At 58.1% G+C, this 16793-nt stretch carries 13 protein-coding genes and 1 tRNA gene; 12 read left to right on the top strand and 2 right to left on the bottom strand.

Translation table 11 applies throughout. From position 1 onward, the window contains the following. Nucleotides 1-508 precede the first annotated feature (508 nt). The 5 genes from CMI59_RS14455 (at nt 509) to CMI59_RS14435 (ending at nt 9552) form a co-directional block, all read left to right on the top strand. Nucleotides 509-5047, top strand: a complete 4539-nt coding sequence (locus tag CMI59_RS14455) for a hypothetical protein (protein WP_167095606.1) — start codon at nt 509-511, stop codon at nt 5045-5047. Then, complete coding sequence (locus CMI59_RS14450) at nt 5040-6968, top strand: hypothetical protein (RefSeq protein WP_167095605.1); 1929 nt, start codon at nt 5040-5042, stop codon at nt 6966-6968. The genes CMI59_RS14455 and CMI59_RS14450 overlap by 8 nt, the downstream gene beginning before the upstream one ends. A gap of 234 nt (nt 6969-7202) precedes the next feature. Then, the gene (locus tag CMI59_RS14445) at nt 7203-7469 is read left to right on the top strand and encodes a DUF3489 domain-containing protein (protein ID WP_167095604.1); all 267 of its coding nucleotides are present in this window, start codon (nt 7203-7205) and stop codon (nt 7467-7469) included. Beyond that, the gene (locus CMI59_RS14440; RefSeq protein ID WP_167095603.1) at nt 7466-7903 is read left to right on the top strand and encodes a DUF2924 domain-containing protein; all 438 of its coding nucleotides are present in this window, start codon (nt 7466-7468) and stop codon (nt 7901-7903) included. Before CMI59_RS14445 ends, CMI59_RS14440 begins: the two co-directional genes overlap by 4 nt. Then, nucleotides 7903-9552, top strand: coding sequence for a recombinase family protein (locus CMI59_RS14435; protein ID WP_167095602.1), 1650 nt, complete (start codon nt 7903-7905; stop codon nt 9550-9552). The genes CMI59_RS14440 and CMI59_RS14435 overlap by 1 nt, the downstream gene beginning before the upstream one ends. 287 nt (nt 9553-9839) lie before the next feature. On the opposite strand, the gene CMI59_RS14430 is transcribed toward CMI59_RS14435, so the two are convergent. Next, a tRNA-Ala gene (locus CMI59_RS14430) sits at nt 9840-9915 on the bottom strand. A 110-nt stretch (nt 9916-10025) separates the two neighbouring features. Next, nucleotides 10026-10427, bottom strand: coding sequence for a TIGR02300 family protein (locus CMI59_RS14425; RefSeq protein ID WP_293328938.1), 402 nt, complete (start codon nt 10425-10427; stop codon nt 10026-10028). Nucleotides 10428-10735: 308 nt separating this feature from the next. Between CMI59_RS14425 and aroA the strand changes: the two genes are divergently transcribed. The 7 genes from aroA to CMI59_RS14390 all read left to right on the top strand — a co-directional run. After that, entirely contained in the window at nt 10736-12034 is a 1299-nt protein-coding gene (gene aroA, locus CMI59_RS14420) for a 3-phosphoshikimate 1-carboxyvinyltransferase (RefSeq protein ID WP_293328939.1), read from the top strand. Next, on the top strand, nt 12031-12666 hold the full coding sequence (cmk, locus tag CMI59_RS14415) for a (d)CMP kinase (protein WP_293328937.1): 636 nt from the start codon (nt 12031-12033) through the stop codon (nt 12664-12666). The genes aroA and cmk overlap by 4 nt, the downstream gene beginning before the upstream one ends. A 224-nt stretch (nt 12667-12890) precedes the next feature. After that, nucleotides 12891-14600, top strand: a complete 1710-nt coding sequence (gene rpsA / locus CMI59_RS14410) for a 30S ribosomal protein S1 (RefSeq protein ID WP_293328936.1) — start codon at nt 12891-12893, stop codon at nt 14598-14600. 100 nt (nt 14601-14700) lie between these two features. Next, on the top strand, nt 14701-15648 hold the full coding sequence (gene sppA, locus CMI59_RS14405) for a signal peptide peptidase SppA (RefSeq protein ID WP_293328935.1): 948 nt from the start codon (nt 14701-14703) through the stop codon (nt 15646-15648). Between the two features lie 82 nt (nt 15649-15730). Beyond that, nucleotides 15731-16051: an integration host factor subunit beta gene (ihfB, locus tag CMI59_RS14400; RefSeq protein WP_167095597.1), complete on the top strand. Its 321-nt coding sequence runs from the start codon at nt 15731-15733 to the stop codon at nt 16049-16051. Nucleotides 16052-16093: 42 nt separating this feature from the next. Beyond that, nucleotides 16094-16426 carry a LapA family protein gene (locus tag CMI59_RS14395; RefSeq protein ID WP_293328934.1) on the top strand — a complete coding sequence of 111 codons (333 nt, stop codon included), beginning with the start codon at nt 16094-16096 and terminating at the stop codon, nt 16424-16426. Nucleotides 16427-16507: 81 nt separating this feature from the next. After that, nucleotides 16508-16793 (top strand): orotidine 5'-phosphate decarboxylase / HUMPS family protein (locus CMI59_RS14390; RefSeq protein ID WP_293328933.1); only part of this gene is annotated, 286 nt, incomplete at its 3' end.

Here is a 16793-nt window from a genome sequence, read left to right as displayed (position 1 = left end):
GCCATCGCATGGCTCTTCATCGCCCACATCCGCATCGTCACACGACGTCTCGCAAGGCCATGAAATCATTGCCGCCTTTATGATTCAGGCTCTTAGATTCGTTATCGGACCTTCCTCTCCATTGTTCCAATAGAAGGTCTCACCGCTCTGCGTCAGGATGTGTTGCGTCAATGAGTCGAGAAAAGCTTTCTCTTCAATTCCCTGTTCTCTAAGCTTTTTTTCCAGTAGGCGGCGAAGGAGTTGACCCGGAACTTTCTGAACCTGCTTTTCTAGCAACGTGTTTAGACTAGGCATTCTCCTCCCCGGATTCCGCTATTCACAAGCTTGCTCTATGTCTTCACAGAATAGGAGACATCTCTCAATATCGACAATTGGTTATTTGAGTTGGAACCATGGCACCAGCTCGAGAAATTGAATGAATTATTTGGCCAACGAGAACATGGCGGACCACGACTTTCTCGGGTATTGCCTAGAGTGATAAGGCCAATAGCGATCCTGGAGATACTGCTTGGTTCAACTCCGTCGACCTCTGACGCCGCTTGATCGCGTGACTCGACACGTGGTGTTTGTTCACGGGCTAAATGGCAGCTTCGACAAGACTTGGATGTCGGCCGGAACACCACCGGAGTGCTGGCCAGACTGGCTGAACCGCTCTGACGGCACGACGGCTATCTGGGGTGTCAGCTACGGCGCAGCAGCTCTCAAGCTGCAAAATGGGGCTTCGATGGCTCTCCCGGATCGCGCCATGAGCCTACTGCCTTTGATGACATCCACGCCTGAGCTAGCCACAGGTGACGTGATCCTGGTTGGATACAGTCTCGGCGGCCTGATGATTAAATACATTCTCAGGCTCGCCAACGAACGAAAAGGACAAAATCCAGCGATCGGAAGCTTTCTACGAAGGGTTCGCCGCGTCGCCTTCATCGCCACACCACATTTGGGTTCCGAACTAGCCCCCAAAGCCCGCGTTCTGAAAGCGTTTTTGCGGGAACCCGTATTTGATCTACCGCGCAACGACCCGAACCTACGGTCTCTCAACGACTGGTATCGTGTCTATTGCGATGGGTCGCCCTTGGAAACGCTAGTTCTATGGGAGAAGGAGAATAGTCGGTATCCGATATCTCTACCATTTCATAAAACGATCACGTTCGACGTCGGACATATTGTAAAACCTGACAGCGCGAATCCGGGCGTTACTCGCCTATCAATCTACCCGATTGATGCCGATCACTTCACTATTGTGAGGCCGGCAGATAGAACCTCCCCCGTCTTCGAGCGTTTGAAGGAATTTATCGAGAAACCATTCCCGCCAGATCAAGTACGAGGACCTGGTGGAAGCTCACCTAGTCGTGGGCCAGGATCGATCGGACTGGACGTCGAAAGTCCGCTCATCACAGCTCAACTTCTTTCCAGAATCGATACTCTACGACAATCTCGCTTCACTATTGAGTTCGATGCGATATCCGAATGTAGCGCGTTTTTTGAGTCTATTGACGAGGAGTTCTCTCTAGCATCACCTGACGCCAAACGGATCGCTGCATCGTGGTGTGCTCGTATAGTCGCTGCAAAGGACGAGTCCCTTGCCGCAACTATGCTGGAGCGGGCAGAGTCCCTAGGGGAAGGCATTGAGACAAGGATTGCGCGATCATATTTGCTCTTCTTTGCCGAAGGAGATCGTCGGCGCGCACTCGCTCTAATAGCCGATATTGATACAGACGCAGGTCGTTCCAGCCGCGCCATTCTTGTAAGTCATGGCGAGCCACCCGATGTTGGACTACAGCATATCGACGAAGAAGGCCTTCGATTTGATCAGCTCGACTCCGACGGAAAATTTGCGGTCCTTCAGAAAACAATCGCAGCCGGACTATGGGACAGAGGCGTTCAGCACGTTGCCGCGCTTACGGAAGAAGATTTCGCAAAGACTCCATCCCTCTTGCTAAGCGCTGCCGCGCTACTCCTAGCCTCTACCGTGAATGATGATTTCCGAGCGGGAATTGTCCGTTACCTGCCGACTGAACTCTCTACACTTCCGATGTTCGAGGACTCTGCCTCCATTGAACGCCGACGACAGGCGCGTGCACTTTACGAGAGGGCAGCTGCCGCTTTTACTTCACTCGCAAGAGCAAAATCAGCAGCTTTGACAGCAGACTATGCGCTCTGGCTGGGCCTTATAGACCCTGCATCACATCCGTCCGCTATTGAAGAACTGCGCAGCAGCATGGCTGACAGAGAAATCGCTCTTCGGCGCCTTCCTTTCGCGATCGAATTTGGTCTTGATCTGGACATCGAAATGGTTGAGGCCGAACTCAATCAAAAAGAAATGGCGGAAGATGCGTTACCTCAGGTCGCTGCTGCCCGGTTCGCCATCGCAAAGCGGAAGGGATCACCTGCAGAAGCTGTTGCGTACATACAAAAATATAGAGATCAGCTCACAAAACTTTACCAATCCGACTGGATACTTTCTGTTGAAATTGAGTTGCTTGCGAAGGCGGGCAAGCTGGAAGAGGCAAGAGAAAAACTATCGAATGTTGACCCGGCATTTCCCGAACAGACACTGAAAAGCCTCCAGCGAATTCTAGAAGAGGCATCCGGCTCTGATCCCATTGAAATCCGAGAAAGGGAATATGCGGAATCGGGATCGGTCGGAGACTTGATTCTTCTGGTCGACGTACTCAAAGCCAAGGAAGCTTGGGCAAAGCTAGTCGACTACGGCAAAGTTCTGTTCGATGCTACCCGCGATATCAGTAGCCTTGAGGCGTACGTCCAAGGGCTTTTTCAAATAGGTCGTGATGTTGCGATCATCGAACTTTCGCAATCTGTGCCGGATATGTTTTCGACACACCAGCTTGTTCAGTCACTCGCTTGGTCTTACTTCCGCACAGGAGACCTTGAGGCCTCCAGACGATCACTGGCGCAGATTGGAATCTCTTCACGAGATGCGAATGATCGAGCCCTTCAGGTGAACCTCTCAATCACTTCCGGTGATTGGTTGTCCTTAGGCAAATTTGTTGAGGAGGAATGGGCCAATCGAAGCGAGCGCACTGCAAGTGAACTGCTACAGACTGGACAGATAGCACAACGTGTGGGCTCTCACCGCTCGCAGGAGCTTATTAGAGCCGCTGCAGCAAAGGCGGATGGCGACGCCGCATTGTTGGCGGCCTGTTACACAGCTGCGGCAAACGAAGGATGGGAGGATAGTCCAGATGTCCATGAATGGCTGGCAACAGCGATCGCAGCATCCGGTGACGACGGCCCAATTCAACGGATAGACATTGGGGAGATGATATCGATGCAGCCCGACTGGGCTGAGCGCGAGAAAAGAACTTGGGACCAATTAGCCGCGGGGCAGTTGCCCGTTTTTGGGGGTGCGCAAGCGCTTCGCCGATCACTGCTCGACATGTCTCTTCTTCCAGCACTGGCAAATCTTGAAGAGCCCGATCCTCGTAAGCGGGGCATGATCTTCGCTTTTAGCGGCGCCAGACCGCCTGGGCATGTAGAAGCTCGAAGGGTAGCCATCGACGCTAGTGCGCTTTTATCCATTGCCTTTCTCGGACTACTTGAGCGCGTGTTGGCGCATTTTGACGAAGTATTCATATCACACGGTCTGCTCGGTTGGCTCTTCGAAGAACGGCAACGCATCCAGTTCCATCAGCCCAGCCGCGTAAGAGCCGCACTAGAAATCAAACGGTTGATAGATTCCGGGCAGCTTTCGAAGTTTGAAGGCACAGTCTTAGTTGATGACCTTCTAGAACGTGAAGTTGGATCAGAACTCGCCTCGCTTATTGCCGATGCGGCTGGTGCAACCGCAGAAAACCAGCATGTAGTAATTAGATCCTACCCGGTCCCTAGGGCAGACACGTTGCTTGAAGAAAGTGCCGACCTTACAGGTTATGAAACTTGGATCGCCGGCTGTGGCGATCTCGTGACCGCGCTTAAACGGCAAGGATACCTTACCCGGGCGGAGGAGGAGCAAGCGAATTCATATCTTAGCCTGCATGAGAAACCGTGGCCTCACACCACTGAAATTCAGCCTAATGCAACGCTATACCTAGATAGCCTAACCGTTGACTATCTACAGCACCTAAACCTACTGAGCCGATTACGAAGTGCGGGTTTCAGTGTCTTCATTGCGACGTCGGAAACCGATGAGGGTGATGCATTGATACGACATCAGGCGTTTTCGGAGCACGCGGGCCGTTTGATTGAAGAGATCCGCGCCGCACTTTCAACAGGTCTCGACGACGGGAAGGTTCGGCTCGGGCACATGAATTCAAAATACGATTCGTTGCACCTAGATCATCCGACCGCGACATTCTTCGAACTTGCCTCGTCTGTTGACGCTCTCATCGTCGATGACCGCTTTCTAAATAGACATCTAAATTTTGATTGTAGCGACGGCACCGAACTTCGACCGATACATTCGAGCCTCGATCTGCTTCAGGGCATGCGTTCGGCGGGGCACTTGGAAGCTGGTGAGCTCTCCGAGGCTCTTACGCTACTTCGCCGTGGCGGCTTCATACTCACCCCAATAGGTGAAAAAGAAATACTTCACTCGATTGGCGACGCAAGAGTGGAAGATGGGCGCTTGGTTGAAACTGCAGAATTGCGAGCTATCCGCGAGTCGTTTGAGCGGGTGCGTATGACTGATATTCTACAATTGCCGCTTGAATCGACATGGCTTGATGACATCCATAAGGCTCTCATCGCTGCCATCCGTGCTCAATGGGCAGACGCGATCGATTTTGGGCAGGCGGAAGCACGATGTGACTGGCTTCTTTCCCTTTTTGACATTAGAGGCTGGGCGCATAGGACCCCCCCTTCAGGAGGAGAGGCCTCAGTTCGCTATCGAGCGCAGCTAATGCTACTCGCAAGCCCGTCGGATCTGAGCGAAGACGTACGACCACATTACTGGCAATGGCTTGAAACCCGACTCCTTGCGCGTTTTCGCGACGAGAACCCGGACGACTACGCCGCTCTTCAGTCCACAATTCTCGAGCTGATCGATAGTACTGCGCGGACCATAGAGGAGGAGGACGAAGATGACTGACAAACAGTTACTTCGGGCCTTGGTGGCTCAACTCGTCGAAAACCTCCCCCCGAGCCTTAAACGAACGATAATTAGCTCTCGGGAATTTCAGAACCGCTACAACATAAGTACAACTGCAAAGATCAGCCTCGGTGATGGCGGTATCACGTTTAGTCGCACCGACTTCTATAATGCGGTTCGTAGGATCTACGACAATCCGGATTCACCGCCACAGCTGACGTCAGACGAAGGAACTTTCTATTCCGTTTCCTTGCAAGAGGATACTGGTGCTCGGCATGTGACGTTAGCGTCGGACCAAAGAACCATAAAGCTTCCCGCTTTCTGGTTCCTTTCGCCGAATGCGGCCGATAGGCTTGGTGGTTTCGATGCAGAAGCGAACAAACGCCATCTCGTTGATCCGGAAATTCTCGAATGGCGCGAGCGACTAGCAAAAGCACCGCTGGAAGACGATGATGTTGACGAACTTCATGAAGAACTACAGCTGAATCCGGGTGAAATCTCGGAAGCAATTTCTAGTGAGATTGCGGCGGGAACAAGCCATATCAGGATTCTCGTACCACCGAAGCCCTCGTACTACGAACGTCTCGTGGGGCCACTAAAGGATAGCCGCGATCTTCCATCCTTTGTCGATCGGACTGCGAAGGAGCGACTGAGAAACCTCCTCGACTGGAACCATTCTGAAGGACTTAAGCTCGCACTTCTAATGTGCCCACAGAGTTTGCTTTCTGCCTCCATCGAGGCCGAGCAAATACCAGAATCAATTGTGATCGAGACTTTCAAATGGCTCGAAGAATATGGCGATCGATTTTCTCAAGTTGCAGGAATTGAGCTGGGCTTGCGATTATTGCCTCGATTTCCAGAAATCGAGCCCATTCTTCACGAGATGGTCGCTAACCTCTTAGAGGATGACCCAAATGACTCCGTTGGCCGACTGACGCTTTCCGCCAATCTCGCTGTCTTTACGGACGGCGAACTAGCGCGTCTTGGGATACTACGTAATGCTCCACCTTATTATCGTCGATTAGCTGCACTTGCCCAAGCCTCACTGATCGAACGCGAGCTAATTGCAGTGGATGTGGATAAAGCCGCAATCGGAGATTGGTCCCGTGACGGTCGAGGACAATGCTTCTTCCTTCAGTCGTTAATTGATCTTCGTACGGAGCCACGCTGGCTACCCGATTTTATGTCATCAGAACAACTTAGATACGAATTTCTCGGGCGTATTTCCGCAGCAGCCGTCGCAAACTGTGAATCGATTCGGTCTAAAGAGTTCCAAGAATTGCTAAACGGAGATACTCCCAACAGCGTTAAAGCACAATTAGTCGTGCCATTCGCATTCCTGCCAGGACCACTGGAAAGTGGCTATGCCCCAAAGGTGCCTGTGCCGCAGGAGTTTGACGATTTGTCGAACTCACTAACGGCAGGGGAAATCGACGAAGGCGTGCTCGCCCCTTTTGTCAACTCGGCGCTCATTTACAGGTTTGAGAAGGAGCACGCGGAGACCATCGCCGCATCTCTAAGAGCAGCAAAGTATCATGTTGCTATCCAAGCAGATAGTGATCGCATCTTCTCGCTGCTTGTAGGATTGGCGACGATAGCTTCGGTAACTAGATCGACAGAGCTCGCGGATGAGGTTCGTATCCTTGCTCGCGTGATGCGAAGACGCCCAGGAGTGACGCTAGAGCCAGATAGCTTGATGCGGATTGGAATGATTGCCGCGGCAGCGAATGCAGATGTTGATCAGTGGGCTCGTAGAGTAGGCGATTGGCTCACGGAGGTATCAGTTGACCCAATGGACAAAGACACTGCCCTACAGATGCGATCGCATGTTCGGCGATTGTGTGAACTGGAGCCGCACCTCTGGAAGACTTGTGCAAAGGCTGACGCTGCCTTTTCTGTATTGATCGGCATGGCTGCGTAGGAGCTATGGCCAAATAGCGAGAATTATATGGCGGACTTCCTGCTCGCCATGAGCCATGCGACCACTCTGACAGCCATCGACCTCATCAATCTGTGTCGACTGGACTTCTCCCGCAAAGGAAGCATCCATGTGCATGCGCCAAGCGGCGCAGGCCCCGCAGGAATCATAGTCCGGGGCCTTTCGGGGTGAGGGCGCCTGAGCGATGGGCGCCTGTAACCGAAAAGAGCCCCGAACATGGCAACTTCTCCAAACACTGCACCCAAATCCTCAGCATCTCCCGGCAGCAAGCTCGGCCAGATCATCCGCCTGTTGCAGCGCACCAAGGGCGCGACCATTGATGACCTGGTCGATGCAACCGGCTGGCAGCCTCATTCCGTACGAGGAGCAATCAGCGGACAGCTGAAGAAGCGACACGGTCTCGACGTGACTGCAACCAACGACGAGACCCGCGGCCGGGTCTACCGCCTGCCGAAGAAGGCCAAGACGGGAGGCGCCAAATGAATCAGGTCGAACCCGACTTGGGCACTCTTGATCTTGGCGAACTGCGGAAGCGGTGGCTCGCCGCTTACGGCAATCCTCCCCCACCCCGCGCCGGCCGTGAGCTGCTTGAGTTCGGTGTCGGCTGGCACCTCCAGACCAAGGCTCATGGCGGCCTTGATCGGACGACACGAGAACAGATCGCTGCTTTGGTCGAGGATGTCCGCGCGGGACGTGAGCCGGGCCTCACGGAGAGTCGTTCCGACCTCACCCCTGGCGCGACACTGGTCCGGGAGTGGAACGGCCGGACCTATCAGGTCCAGGTGCTGGAGACCGGATACCTCTTCGAGAACAGGGTCTGGCGCAGCCTCTCGGAGATCGCAAGAGAGATCACAGGCGCCCGCTGGAACGGACCCAAGTTCTTCGGTCTCAGACAGAAGCAGAAGGAGGTCGCCTGATGGTTGCCCGCAAGCTTCGCTGCGCGATCTATACCCGCAAATCGACCGATGAAGGTCTCGATCAGGACTTCAACTCACTGGAGGCCCAGCGCCAGTCCTGTGCCGCCTATATCATGAGCCAGACCCATGAGGGCTGGGAGGCGCTGACTGCTCACTACGATGATGGCGGTTACTCAGGGGGTACTCTCGAGCGCCCCGCCCTGCAGAGCCTGATGCAGGATATCGGGAAAGGCCTGATCGACATTGTTGTGGTCTACAAGGTCGATCGCCTGACACGGTCGCTTGCCGACTTCGCCAAGCTGGTTGAACTCTTCGATCAACACAGCGTCTCCTTCGTCTCTGTAACCCAGGCCTTCAACACCACCAACTCCATGGGGCGTCTCACCCTCAATGTCCTCCTCTCTTTCGCCCAGTTCGAGCGGGAGGTCACGGCCGAGCGTATCCGCGACAAGTTCCGCGCCTCCAAGGAGAAGGGCATGTGGATGGGTGGCAAGCCACCTCTTGGCTATGACGTGGACAAGCGGAAGCTCATCATCAACGAAGAGGAAGCCGAACAGGTTCGTCATATCTTCGAGCGCTATCTCGAGCTCGGCTCGGCCATGGCCCTGATGAAGGACCTGGAGGCCAGAGGCATCCGCTCAAAACGCTGGATCACCCAAAAGGGGCGGATGATCGGTGGTGCCTGCTTCACCCGTGGCGTTCTCTACCTGCTCCTGCAAAACCCGATCTACATCGGGAAGATCCGGCACAAGGATCAGGTTCACGAGGGGCTGCACGATCCCATCATCGACATGAAGACGTGGGGGAAGGTGCAGGACCTCCTTGCCCGCAACCGGCACGAGAACAGGACAAGGAAAAACGCCAGCGCCCCGAGCCTGCTGGCCGGGTTCCTCTTCCATGAAGACGGCACCCCGTTCCGGCCGCGGCAATCCCATATGGAAGGCAGGCGCCTCCACTACTACAAGCATCCCGACACCACTCTTCCTGCCCGGGAGATCGAGGGTGTCGTCACAAGCGAGCTCGTTGCCCTTCTTGGAAATCAGACAGAGCTCTGCCGGCTCATCGGGGCGGACCATCCCAATCTCATCGAACTGGTCGGGACAATGGCTGCACAGCATGCGGCTCAGCTGAAGGTTCACCCCACGCGTGAGGTCGTCCTGCAGCTCATCGAGAAGGTCACAGTCGAACAATGCAGCATCCACATCACGCTCAACCGGCGGGGTATGGCTGAGCTTCTCGGGTACGCCGACACGTCCGTAGTCAATGAGGATGCATGTTCCGAGCCGGTTGTCCTCACACGCCGGTATCAGCTGAAACGGGTCGGACGCGGCAAGAAGCTGATCATTGGGGCGAACAACCCGAATGAGACCGCTCAGCCTGATGCGTCACTTCTCAAAACCATCGCCCGGGCGCATGCCTGGCTGGACGATCTGAAGGCAGGGCTCAGCTACAAAGAGATCGGCACGCGGGATGCGATCGACGAACGGCTGGTCGCGCGAACTGTACGGCTGGCCTTCCTGGCTCCTGATATTACGAGAGACATCCTCAATGGCCGCGAGCCCGAAGGCCTGACTTCACAGGGACTGATCCGGCTTCCGAAGTTGCCGGCAAGCTGGGGTGAGCAGCGCGAGGCACTTGGCTTCACCTAAATCGGCCAGAGTCGGAGAATGCACTTGCCCGCGCTTCGGCGCGGGCTTTGTCGTTCCGTTGACGTTCCCACGAAACACGGCTGCATCACGGTGCATCATCGTGCATCGAAATACGCTGAAGCGGACCTGTTTGGCCCCTCGCAGAGACATGCCCACGAAATGACGTCGAAATGCCCTCCGCAGAGCACCTCCGCCGCTCACCGCGATGCGCAAATGGGCCGCAAGTCCCCGGAATGACGGAGAATTTGCGGAGAGGTCTGGAGGTCTTGGTTTTGCAAGGGAAGGACTGGTGGAGCCAGACGGAATCGAACCGACGACCTCTTGCATGCCATGCAAGCGCTCTCCCAACTGAGCTATGGCCCCATTTTCAGTCTTGCCGGCGGGGTGGGGCCCGCCGTTGAGGAGCCGGAACTTATTTCGTCGTTCCGGCAAATTCAAGAGGAAGTTGACGTCCTTTTCGGCGAGATCGCCAATCAGTCGGTGTCATCCTTGCCGCCGCGCACGATGCCGCTCACATCGTCGTCATCATCCCCGTCTTCTTCGAGGAAGGTGTCGTCGTCGCTGTCATCGTCGTCGAGGTCGATATCGTCTTCATCGTCGTCGCTGTCTTCATCGAAATCGTCTTCGAGTTCTTCCAGCGAGATATCGCCCGCTGAGGTCTCGTCCTCGTCGTCATCCACGCCTGGCGCAGGCTTTTCCGGTTCCTTCTTCTTCGGCTTTTCAGGTGCCGGCTTTGCCCGTTTGGGCGCCTTGGCCACTTCCGGCACGAATTCGTGCTGGCATTTCGGGCAGACCAAGGGGGTCTTGTTCAGATCGTAAAACTTCGCGCCGCAGCTCGGGCACTCGCGTTTCGTTCCCAACTCAGGTTTCGCCAAGTTCGATGCTCCCCGCGCATTACGCTTCAATAAGGCTGACCGCCGCTGGCCCGGCAGGCCCGCCGACGATTGCCCATGAAAGGATTTTCCCATTGCCACGTCTTCATGCGCCTGTCAAAACCTATTCGCACGACCGTGCCCGCCAGCCCGCGCGGCGGGGAATTCCGCCCTTTCCCGGGCCTCGCGCGGCGGGTCATTCCGCTCCGTTTTTTCCGCTTTTGCGCCGGTGACACAAAGTGGCCCACGCCTCCGCTTCAAAGACCTCGACAGCCCTGACCGCAGACCCCTCACCGGCGCTTTCCGGCACCATGGCTGTGCCGGGGGACAAGTCGATTTCGCACCGCTCTCTCATTTTCGGAGCCCTGGCCGTGGGCGAAACGCGGATTACCGGCCTGCTGGAAGGCGAGGACGTGCTGGCGACGGCGGAAAACATGCGTCGGCTGGGCGCGCGTGTGACGCGCCATGAAGACGGCTCCTGGTCGGTTTTCGGCGTCGGCGTGGGCGGCCTCAAGGAGCCCGCGGAACCGCTCGATTTCGGCAATTCCGGCACCGGGGCCCGCCTCGTCATGGGGCTTGTGGCCGGCCATCCGATAACGGCGACTTTTACGGGCGATGCCTCGCTGTCGCGCCGTCCGATGAAGCGGATCATCGATCCGCTTACCCTGATGGGCGCGGAGTTCCATGCGCGAGAGGGCGGCCGCCTGCCGCTAACGCTGAAAGGCGCACGCGCGCCGCTGCCCATCCGCTACAAGCTGCCCGTCGCCTCCGCCCAGGTAAAATCGGCCGTGCTGCTTGCCGGTATCAACACACCGGGCGAGACGGTGGTGGTGGAGCCGGTGCCGACGCGCGACCATACCGAGCGCATGCTCACCGCTTTCGGCGCCAAAGTGGAGATCGGCACCGATGACGACGGATTGCGCGAGGTCCGGCTGACGGGCGAGCCTGAACTCACGCCCTGCGACGTCGCCGTCCCCGGCGATCCGTCTTCCGCGGCCTTTCCGGTGGTGGCCGCGCTGGTGACCCCCGGCTCCGACATCGTGGTGGAAGGCATTACGCTCAACCCGCACCGGGCCGGGCTCTACACCACGCTCATCGAAATGGGCGGCGATATCGAAATCATGAACCAGCGCGACGAAAGCGGCGAACCGGTCGCCGATCTGCGCGTGCGGGCAAGCGAGCTCAACGGCATCGACGTGCCGCCGGAACGCGCCGCCTCCATGATCGACGAATATCCGGTGCTCGCCGTCGCCGCCGCCTTCGCCTCAGGACCCACCACCATGCGCGGCATCGAGGAATTGCGCGTGAAGGAAAGCGACCGGATCGCGGCCACTGTGGCGGGTCTTCATGCCAATGGCGTCAAGGTGCAGGAATTCGAGGACGGCATGGTGGTCGAAGGCCGCGCGGGCAAGGTCGATGGCGGCGGCCATGTGGCAACCCATCTCGACCATCGCATCGCCATGGCCTTCCTGGTTATGGGATTTGGGGCGAAAAAGCCCGTCACCATCGATGACGGCGCCATGATCGCGACGAGCTTTCCGGATTTTCACCAGCGCATGCGCGAACTTGGCGCGATCTTCACCATTCCCAATTTCGCGGGGCCGCGATGATCCTCGCGATCGACGGTCCGGCCGCCTCCGGCAAGGGCACGCTGGCGCGGCTTTTGGCCCGGCATTACGGCCTTGCCTATCTCGATACGGGCTCGCTCTACCGCGCCGTGGGCCAGTCATTGCTCGCCGCCGGGCGCGACCCGCATGACGAAAAGGCGGCGCTCGAGGCCGCCCAGACCCTCGACACCGGCCATATCGACGAAAAAGCCATCCGTACCGCGGAAGCGGGCAATGCCGCCTCCGTCGTGGCCGCGATGCCGCCGGTGAGGGCCGCAATCCTCGATTTTCAGCGGAATTTCGCCAAAAATCCTCCAAACGGGGAAAAAGGCGCGGTTCTGGACGGGCGGGATATCGGCACGGTGGTCTGCCCGGATGCGGATGTGAAACTTTTCATCACCGCCTCGCCCGAAATCCGGGCTCATCGGCGCTGGCTGGAACTCAACAATTCGGGGTCCGACATCGCCGAGGCACAAGTTCTGGCCGATGTCCGCGAACGGGACAGGCGCGACGCCGAGCGCCCGACCAGCCCCATGCGCCCCGCCGACGACGCGCACTTGCTCGACACGTCCAATTTGAGTATAGAAACGGCGTTTGACGCAGCGGTCGCAATCATAGACGGCTCAATGAGTTAGGTGCGATGCACGGGCGATTTCGGAACCCCCGAAACCGCGCGTTCGCACCTTGTTTGTTTGTGAACTCCAGTCGCTGTCGCCCGCATCGCCGCCTGCGTCAAAAGCAACCCATATGAACTTTACCCATGTTCACCTGCTCCCGGGCACTTCCATACGACCCGGGGGAAGACCGCCGGACCCAACCGTCGGCCAGGAACAAGAAGACGATCAGGAGACTGAATACTTTGGCAGAAGCAATGAGCGCCGCGCTCAACCCCAGCCGCGAAGATTTCGCGGCCATGCTCGAGGAAAGCTTTTCCGAGAGCGACATGCAGGAAGGCAATGTGGTCAAAGGGACCATCGTTGCCATTGAAAACGATCTTGCGATCATCGATGTCGGCCTGAAGACCGAAGGCCGCGTCCCCCTCAAGGAATTCAGCACCGCCGGCAAGCCGGCCGACCTTTCCGTCGGCAGCGAAGTCGAGGTGTATCTGGAGCGCATCGAAAACGCGATGGGCGAAGCCGTGCTCAGCCGCGAAAAGGCGAAGCGCGAAGAAAGCTGGATCCGTCTGGAAGTCGCATTCGAAAAGAACGAGCGCGTGGAAGGTCAGATCTTCGGCCGCGTGAAGGGCGGCTTCACGGTCGACCTCGACGGCGCCGTGGCGTTCCTTCCCGGTTCGCAGGTGGACATCCGCCCCGTGCGCGACGTCACCCCGCTGATGAACATTCCGCAGCCTTTCCAGATCCTCAAGATGGACAAGCGCCGCGGCAATATCGTCGTCTCGCGCCGTGCCGTTCTTGAAGAGACGCGCGCAGAACAGCGTCAGGAACTGGTCGAGAACCTCAAGGAAGGCCAGGTACTGGAAGGCGTCGTCAAGAACATCACCGATTACGGCGCGTTCGTCGATCTCGGCGGTGTGGACGGCCTGCTGCACGTCACCGACATTGCGTGGCGCCGCGTCAACCATCCGACCGAGGTTCTCTCCATCGGCCAGACCGTGAAGGTCCAGGTCATCAAGGTGAACCACGACACGCAGCGCATCTCGCTGGGCATGAAGCAGCTCGAGGCGGATCCGTGGGAAGGCGTCGAAGCCAAGTACCCGGTGCAGGCCAAGTTCAAGGGCCGCGTGACCAACATCACCGATTACGGCGCCTTCGTGGAGCTGGAGCCGGGTGTGGAAGGTCTCGTCCATGTCTCCGAAATGAGCTGGACCAAGAAGAACGTCCATCCGGGCAAGATCGTTTCCACCTCTCAGGAAGTGGAAGTGATGGTGCTGGAAGTGGATCCGGTGAAGCGCCGCATCTCGCTTGGTCTCAAGCAGTGCATGGACAATCCGTGGACGACCTTTGCCGATCGCTATCCGCCCGGCACCGAGGTCGAAGGCGAGATCAAGAACATCACCGAATTCGGTCTCTTCATCGGCCTCGAAGCCGATGTGGACGGCATGGTGCACATGTCCGACCTCGACTGGAACAAGTCTGGCGAAGAAGCCATGGCCGAATACCAGAAGGGCCAGGTGGTGAAGGCTGTCGTTCTCGATGTCGACACCGAGAAGGAACGCATCTCGCTCGGCATCAAGCAGCTTGGCGGCGACCCGCTGGAATCGCTCGGCGATCTCCGCAAGGGTTCGGTCGTCACCTGCACCGTGACCGAAGTTCAGGATAACGGTATCGAGGTTTCCGTTGGCGAAGAGGGCGTGACCGCCTTTATCCGCCGCGCGGAACTGGCACGCGATCGTGCCGACCAGCGTCCGGACCGCTTCGCGGTGGGCGACAAGCTCGATGCCCGCATCACGCAGTTCGACAAGACCTCCCGCCGCATGCAGCTCTCCGTCAAGGCGCTGGAAATTGCGGAAGAGAAGGAAGCCGTCGAACAGTACGGTTCGTCGGACTCCGGTGCCTCGCTCGGCGATATTCTGGGTGCGGCGCTCAAGGCGCAGGACAAGGACGACTAATAAGGTCTTCCTTTTCCGGACAGGAAACGATTGCCGGGGCGACACCGCGAATTTTGCGGGGTAAGCTCCGGCATATTTCCGAACTGTCCGGAGGCATAACGTGTCTATCGACGCGGACCAAATTACGGACAGGCGGCGCTTGAAGCGCCGCCTTTCTCTTTGGCGGATCGCTGCCATCGTCGCGATCGCCGTCGCCCTTATCGCGACTTCGCTGCAATCGGGCCTCTTTCCGCCGTCCGAGCAGATAGCCCGCATCCGGCTCGAAGGCGTGATCGCGGACGACCCCGCCCTTATCGACCTGCTGCACAAGGTGCGCGACGACAAGAGCGTGAAGGCCGTCATCCTCTATATCAACTCGCCCGGCGGAACGGCATCCGGCGCCGAGGCGATCTACGAAAATGTGCGCAGCATTGCCGCCAAAAAGCCCGTCGTCGCTGTGCTCGGCACGGTTGCGGCATCGGGCGGCTATATCGCGGCGCTGTCGGCCGACCACATCGTGGCGCGCGGCAACACGATCACCGGCTCCATCGGCGTCATCTTCCAGTGGACGCAATTGAAAGATCTGATGGGCAAGCTCGGCATCGAGATGCGCGAAGTGAAATCCGCGCCCCTGAAAGCGGAACCCAATCCGTTCACCGAGCCGAGCCCGGAGGCGCTGAAGGCGACGGAAGCGCTCATCCAGAGTTCCTATCGATGGTTCCTCGGGCTGGTGCAGGAGCGGCGCGGCTTCGACGAGGCGACCACCCGGAAACTGGGCGACGGGCGCGTCTATACCGGCTTCCAGGCGGAGGAGAACGGGCTCATCGACGAAGTGGGCGGCGAGCAGACGGCGCTCACCTGGCTGCGCAAGGAGCGTCAGGTCAGCGACAGGCTGCCGGTGCGCGACTGGACGCCCGCGGAAGACGAATTCGGCATCACCGATCTGGTGGGCAAGGCCATGGCGCGGGCCGCCCTCTCCACAATGGAGGGGCTGAGCCAAAAAACACTGCACACAAAAAGACTTACACTTGACGGTCTGACCAGCCTTTGGCACCCTGAGGCCCGTTGAGCCATGCATGAGCAGGGCCGACACGACTTCGGGCGGCTCGCCGCCGGGAAGGAACGGATGCGCAGAGGACGGACGAAGAAGAATGATCAAATCTGAGCTCGTTGCCCGTCTGGCGCAGGCCAACCCCCATCTCTATCAGCGCGACGTCGAACGCATCGTCAGCACGATCTTCGACGAAATCAGCGCCGCGCTTGCCCGGGGCGACCGGGTGGAGCTGCGCGGCTTCGGCGCCTTTTCCGTGAAGGCCCGGCCTGCCCGGACGGGACGCAATCCGCGGACCGGCGAGCCTGTGCATGTGGAAGAGAAGTTCGTGCCCTTCTTCAAGACGGGCAAGGAACTGCGCGAACGTCTCAATGACGGCGAAGCGGGCGAAGACGATTCCGACGACGATAGCGAAGACTGATCCCTTCGCTGACGCGTTCTTTTCTCGAACGGGACAATTCCATTGAAACTGCTGCGCTGGATTCTTCTGCCGCCTTTAGCGATCATCGTCATCGCCCTTGCGATTGCGAACCGGCATAGCGTGACGTTCAGCCTCGACCCGTTCGATGCGCAAAATCCCGCCATCTCTTTCGACCTGCCGCTCGCGGCCATCATCCTGATCTCGATCGCGCTCGGCATTCTGATCGGCGGGCTCGCGGCCTGGTGGCAGGGACGGCGGCGGACCTCCCGCAGACTCGAAACCGAACGCCGCAAACAGGCCAATGCGCCGATTCCTGCTGCAAAATCGGCAGAAAACGGCGCTTCCGGGTCCGGCGGCCTCCCCGCCATTCAATAAAGGCGGCTGTTCAGCCGGCGGCCAAGCCTGCTATATAGTGGCCGTAACGCTCAACGTTCCAATTACAGCCCGGTCAGCCCCATGCCCCTTTCAGGCAACCCTGTCTTCTGCGCACTCGACACCACGGACGCCGCCCGTGCGGTGGCGCTTGCGCAATCGCTGAAGGGCAGCGTCGGGGGCCTGAAGGTCGGCATGGAATTCTTCAACGCCAACGGGCCTGAAGGGTTTGCCAGGGTTGCGGAGACGGGACTGCCGGTCTTCCTCGACCTCAAGCTCCACGACATTCCCAACACGGTCGCAGGCGGCATTCGCGCCGTGCTGCCGCTCAAACCCGCCATCGTCAATGTGCATGCCTCGGGCGGCCCCG

It is taken from the genome of Parvibaculum sp. (genome assembly GCF_002684405.1).
GTDB lineage: Bacteria > Pseudomonadota > Alphaproteobacteria > Parvibaculales > Parvibaculaceae > Parvibaculum.
The sequence above is the reverse complement of the archived record's forward strand: the minus strand, read 5'-3'. Positions and strand labels throughout refer to the sequence as shown.

Coding starts and splice junctions, on each gene's coding strand:
- CMI59_RS14450 (WP_167095605.1), top strand. CDS start 5,040: ATGACTGACAAACAGTTACTTCGGGCCTTGGTGGCTCAACTCGTCGAA.
- CMI59_RS14445 (WP_167095604.1), top strand. CDS start 7,203: ATGGCAACTTCTCCAAACACTGCACCCAAATCCTCAGCATCTCCCGGC.
- CMI59_RS14440 (WP_167095603.1), top strand. CDS start 7,466: ATGAATCAGGTCGAACCCGACTTGGGCACTCTTGATCTTGGCGAACTG.
- CMI59_RS14435 (WP_167095602.1), top strand. CDS start 7,903: ATGGTTGCCCGCAAGCTTCGCTGCGCGATCTATACCCGCAAATCGACC.
- aroA (WP_293328939.1), top strand. CDS start 10,736: ATGGCTGTGCCGGGGGACAAGTCGATTTCGCACCGCTCTCTCATTTTC.
- cmk (WP_293328937.1), top strand. CDS start 12,031: ATGATCCTCGCGATCGACGGTCCGGCCGCCTCCGGCAAGGGCACGCTG.
- ihfB (WP_167095597.1), top strand. CDS start 15,731: ATGATCAAATCTGAGCTCGTTGCCCGTCTGGCGCAGGCCAACCCCCAT.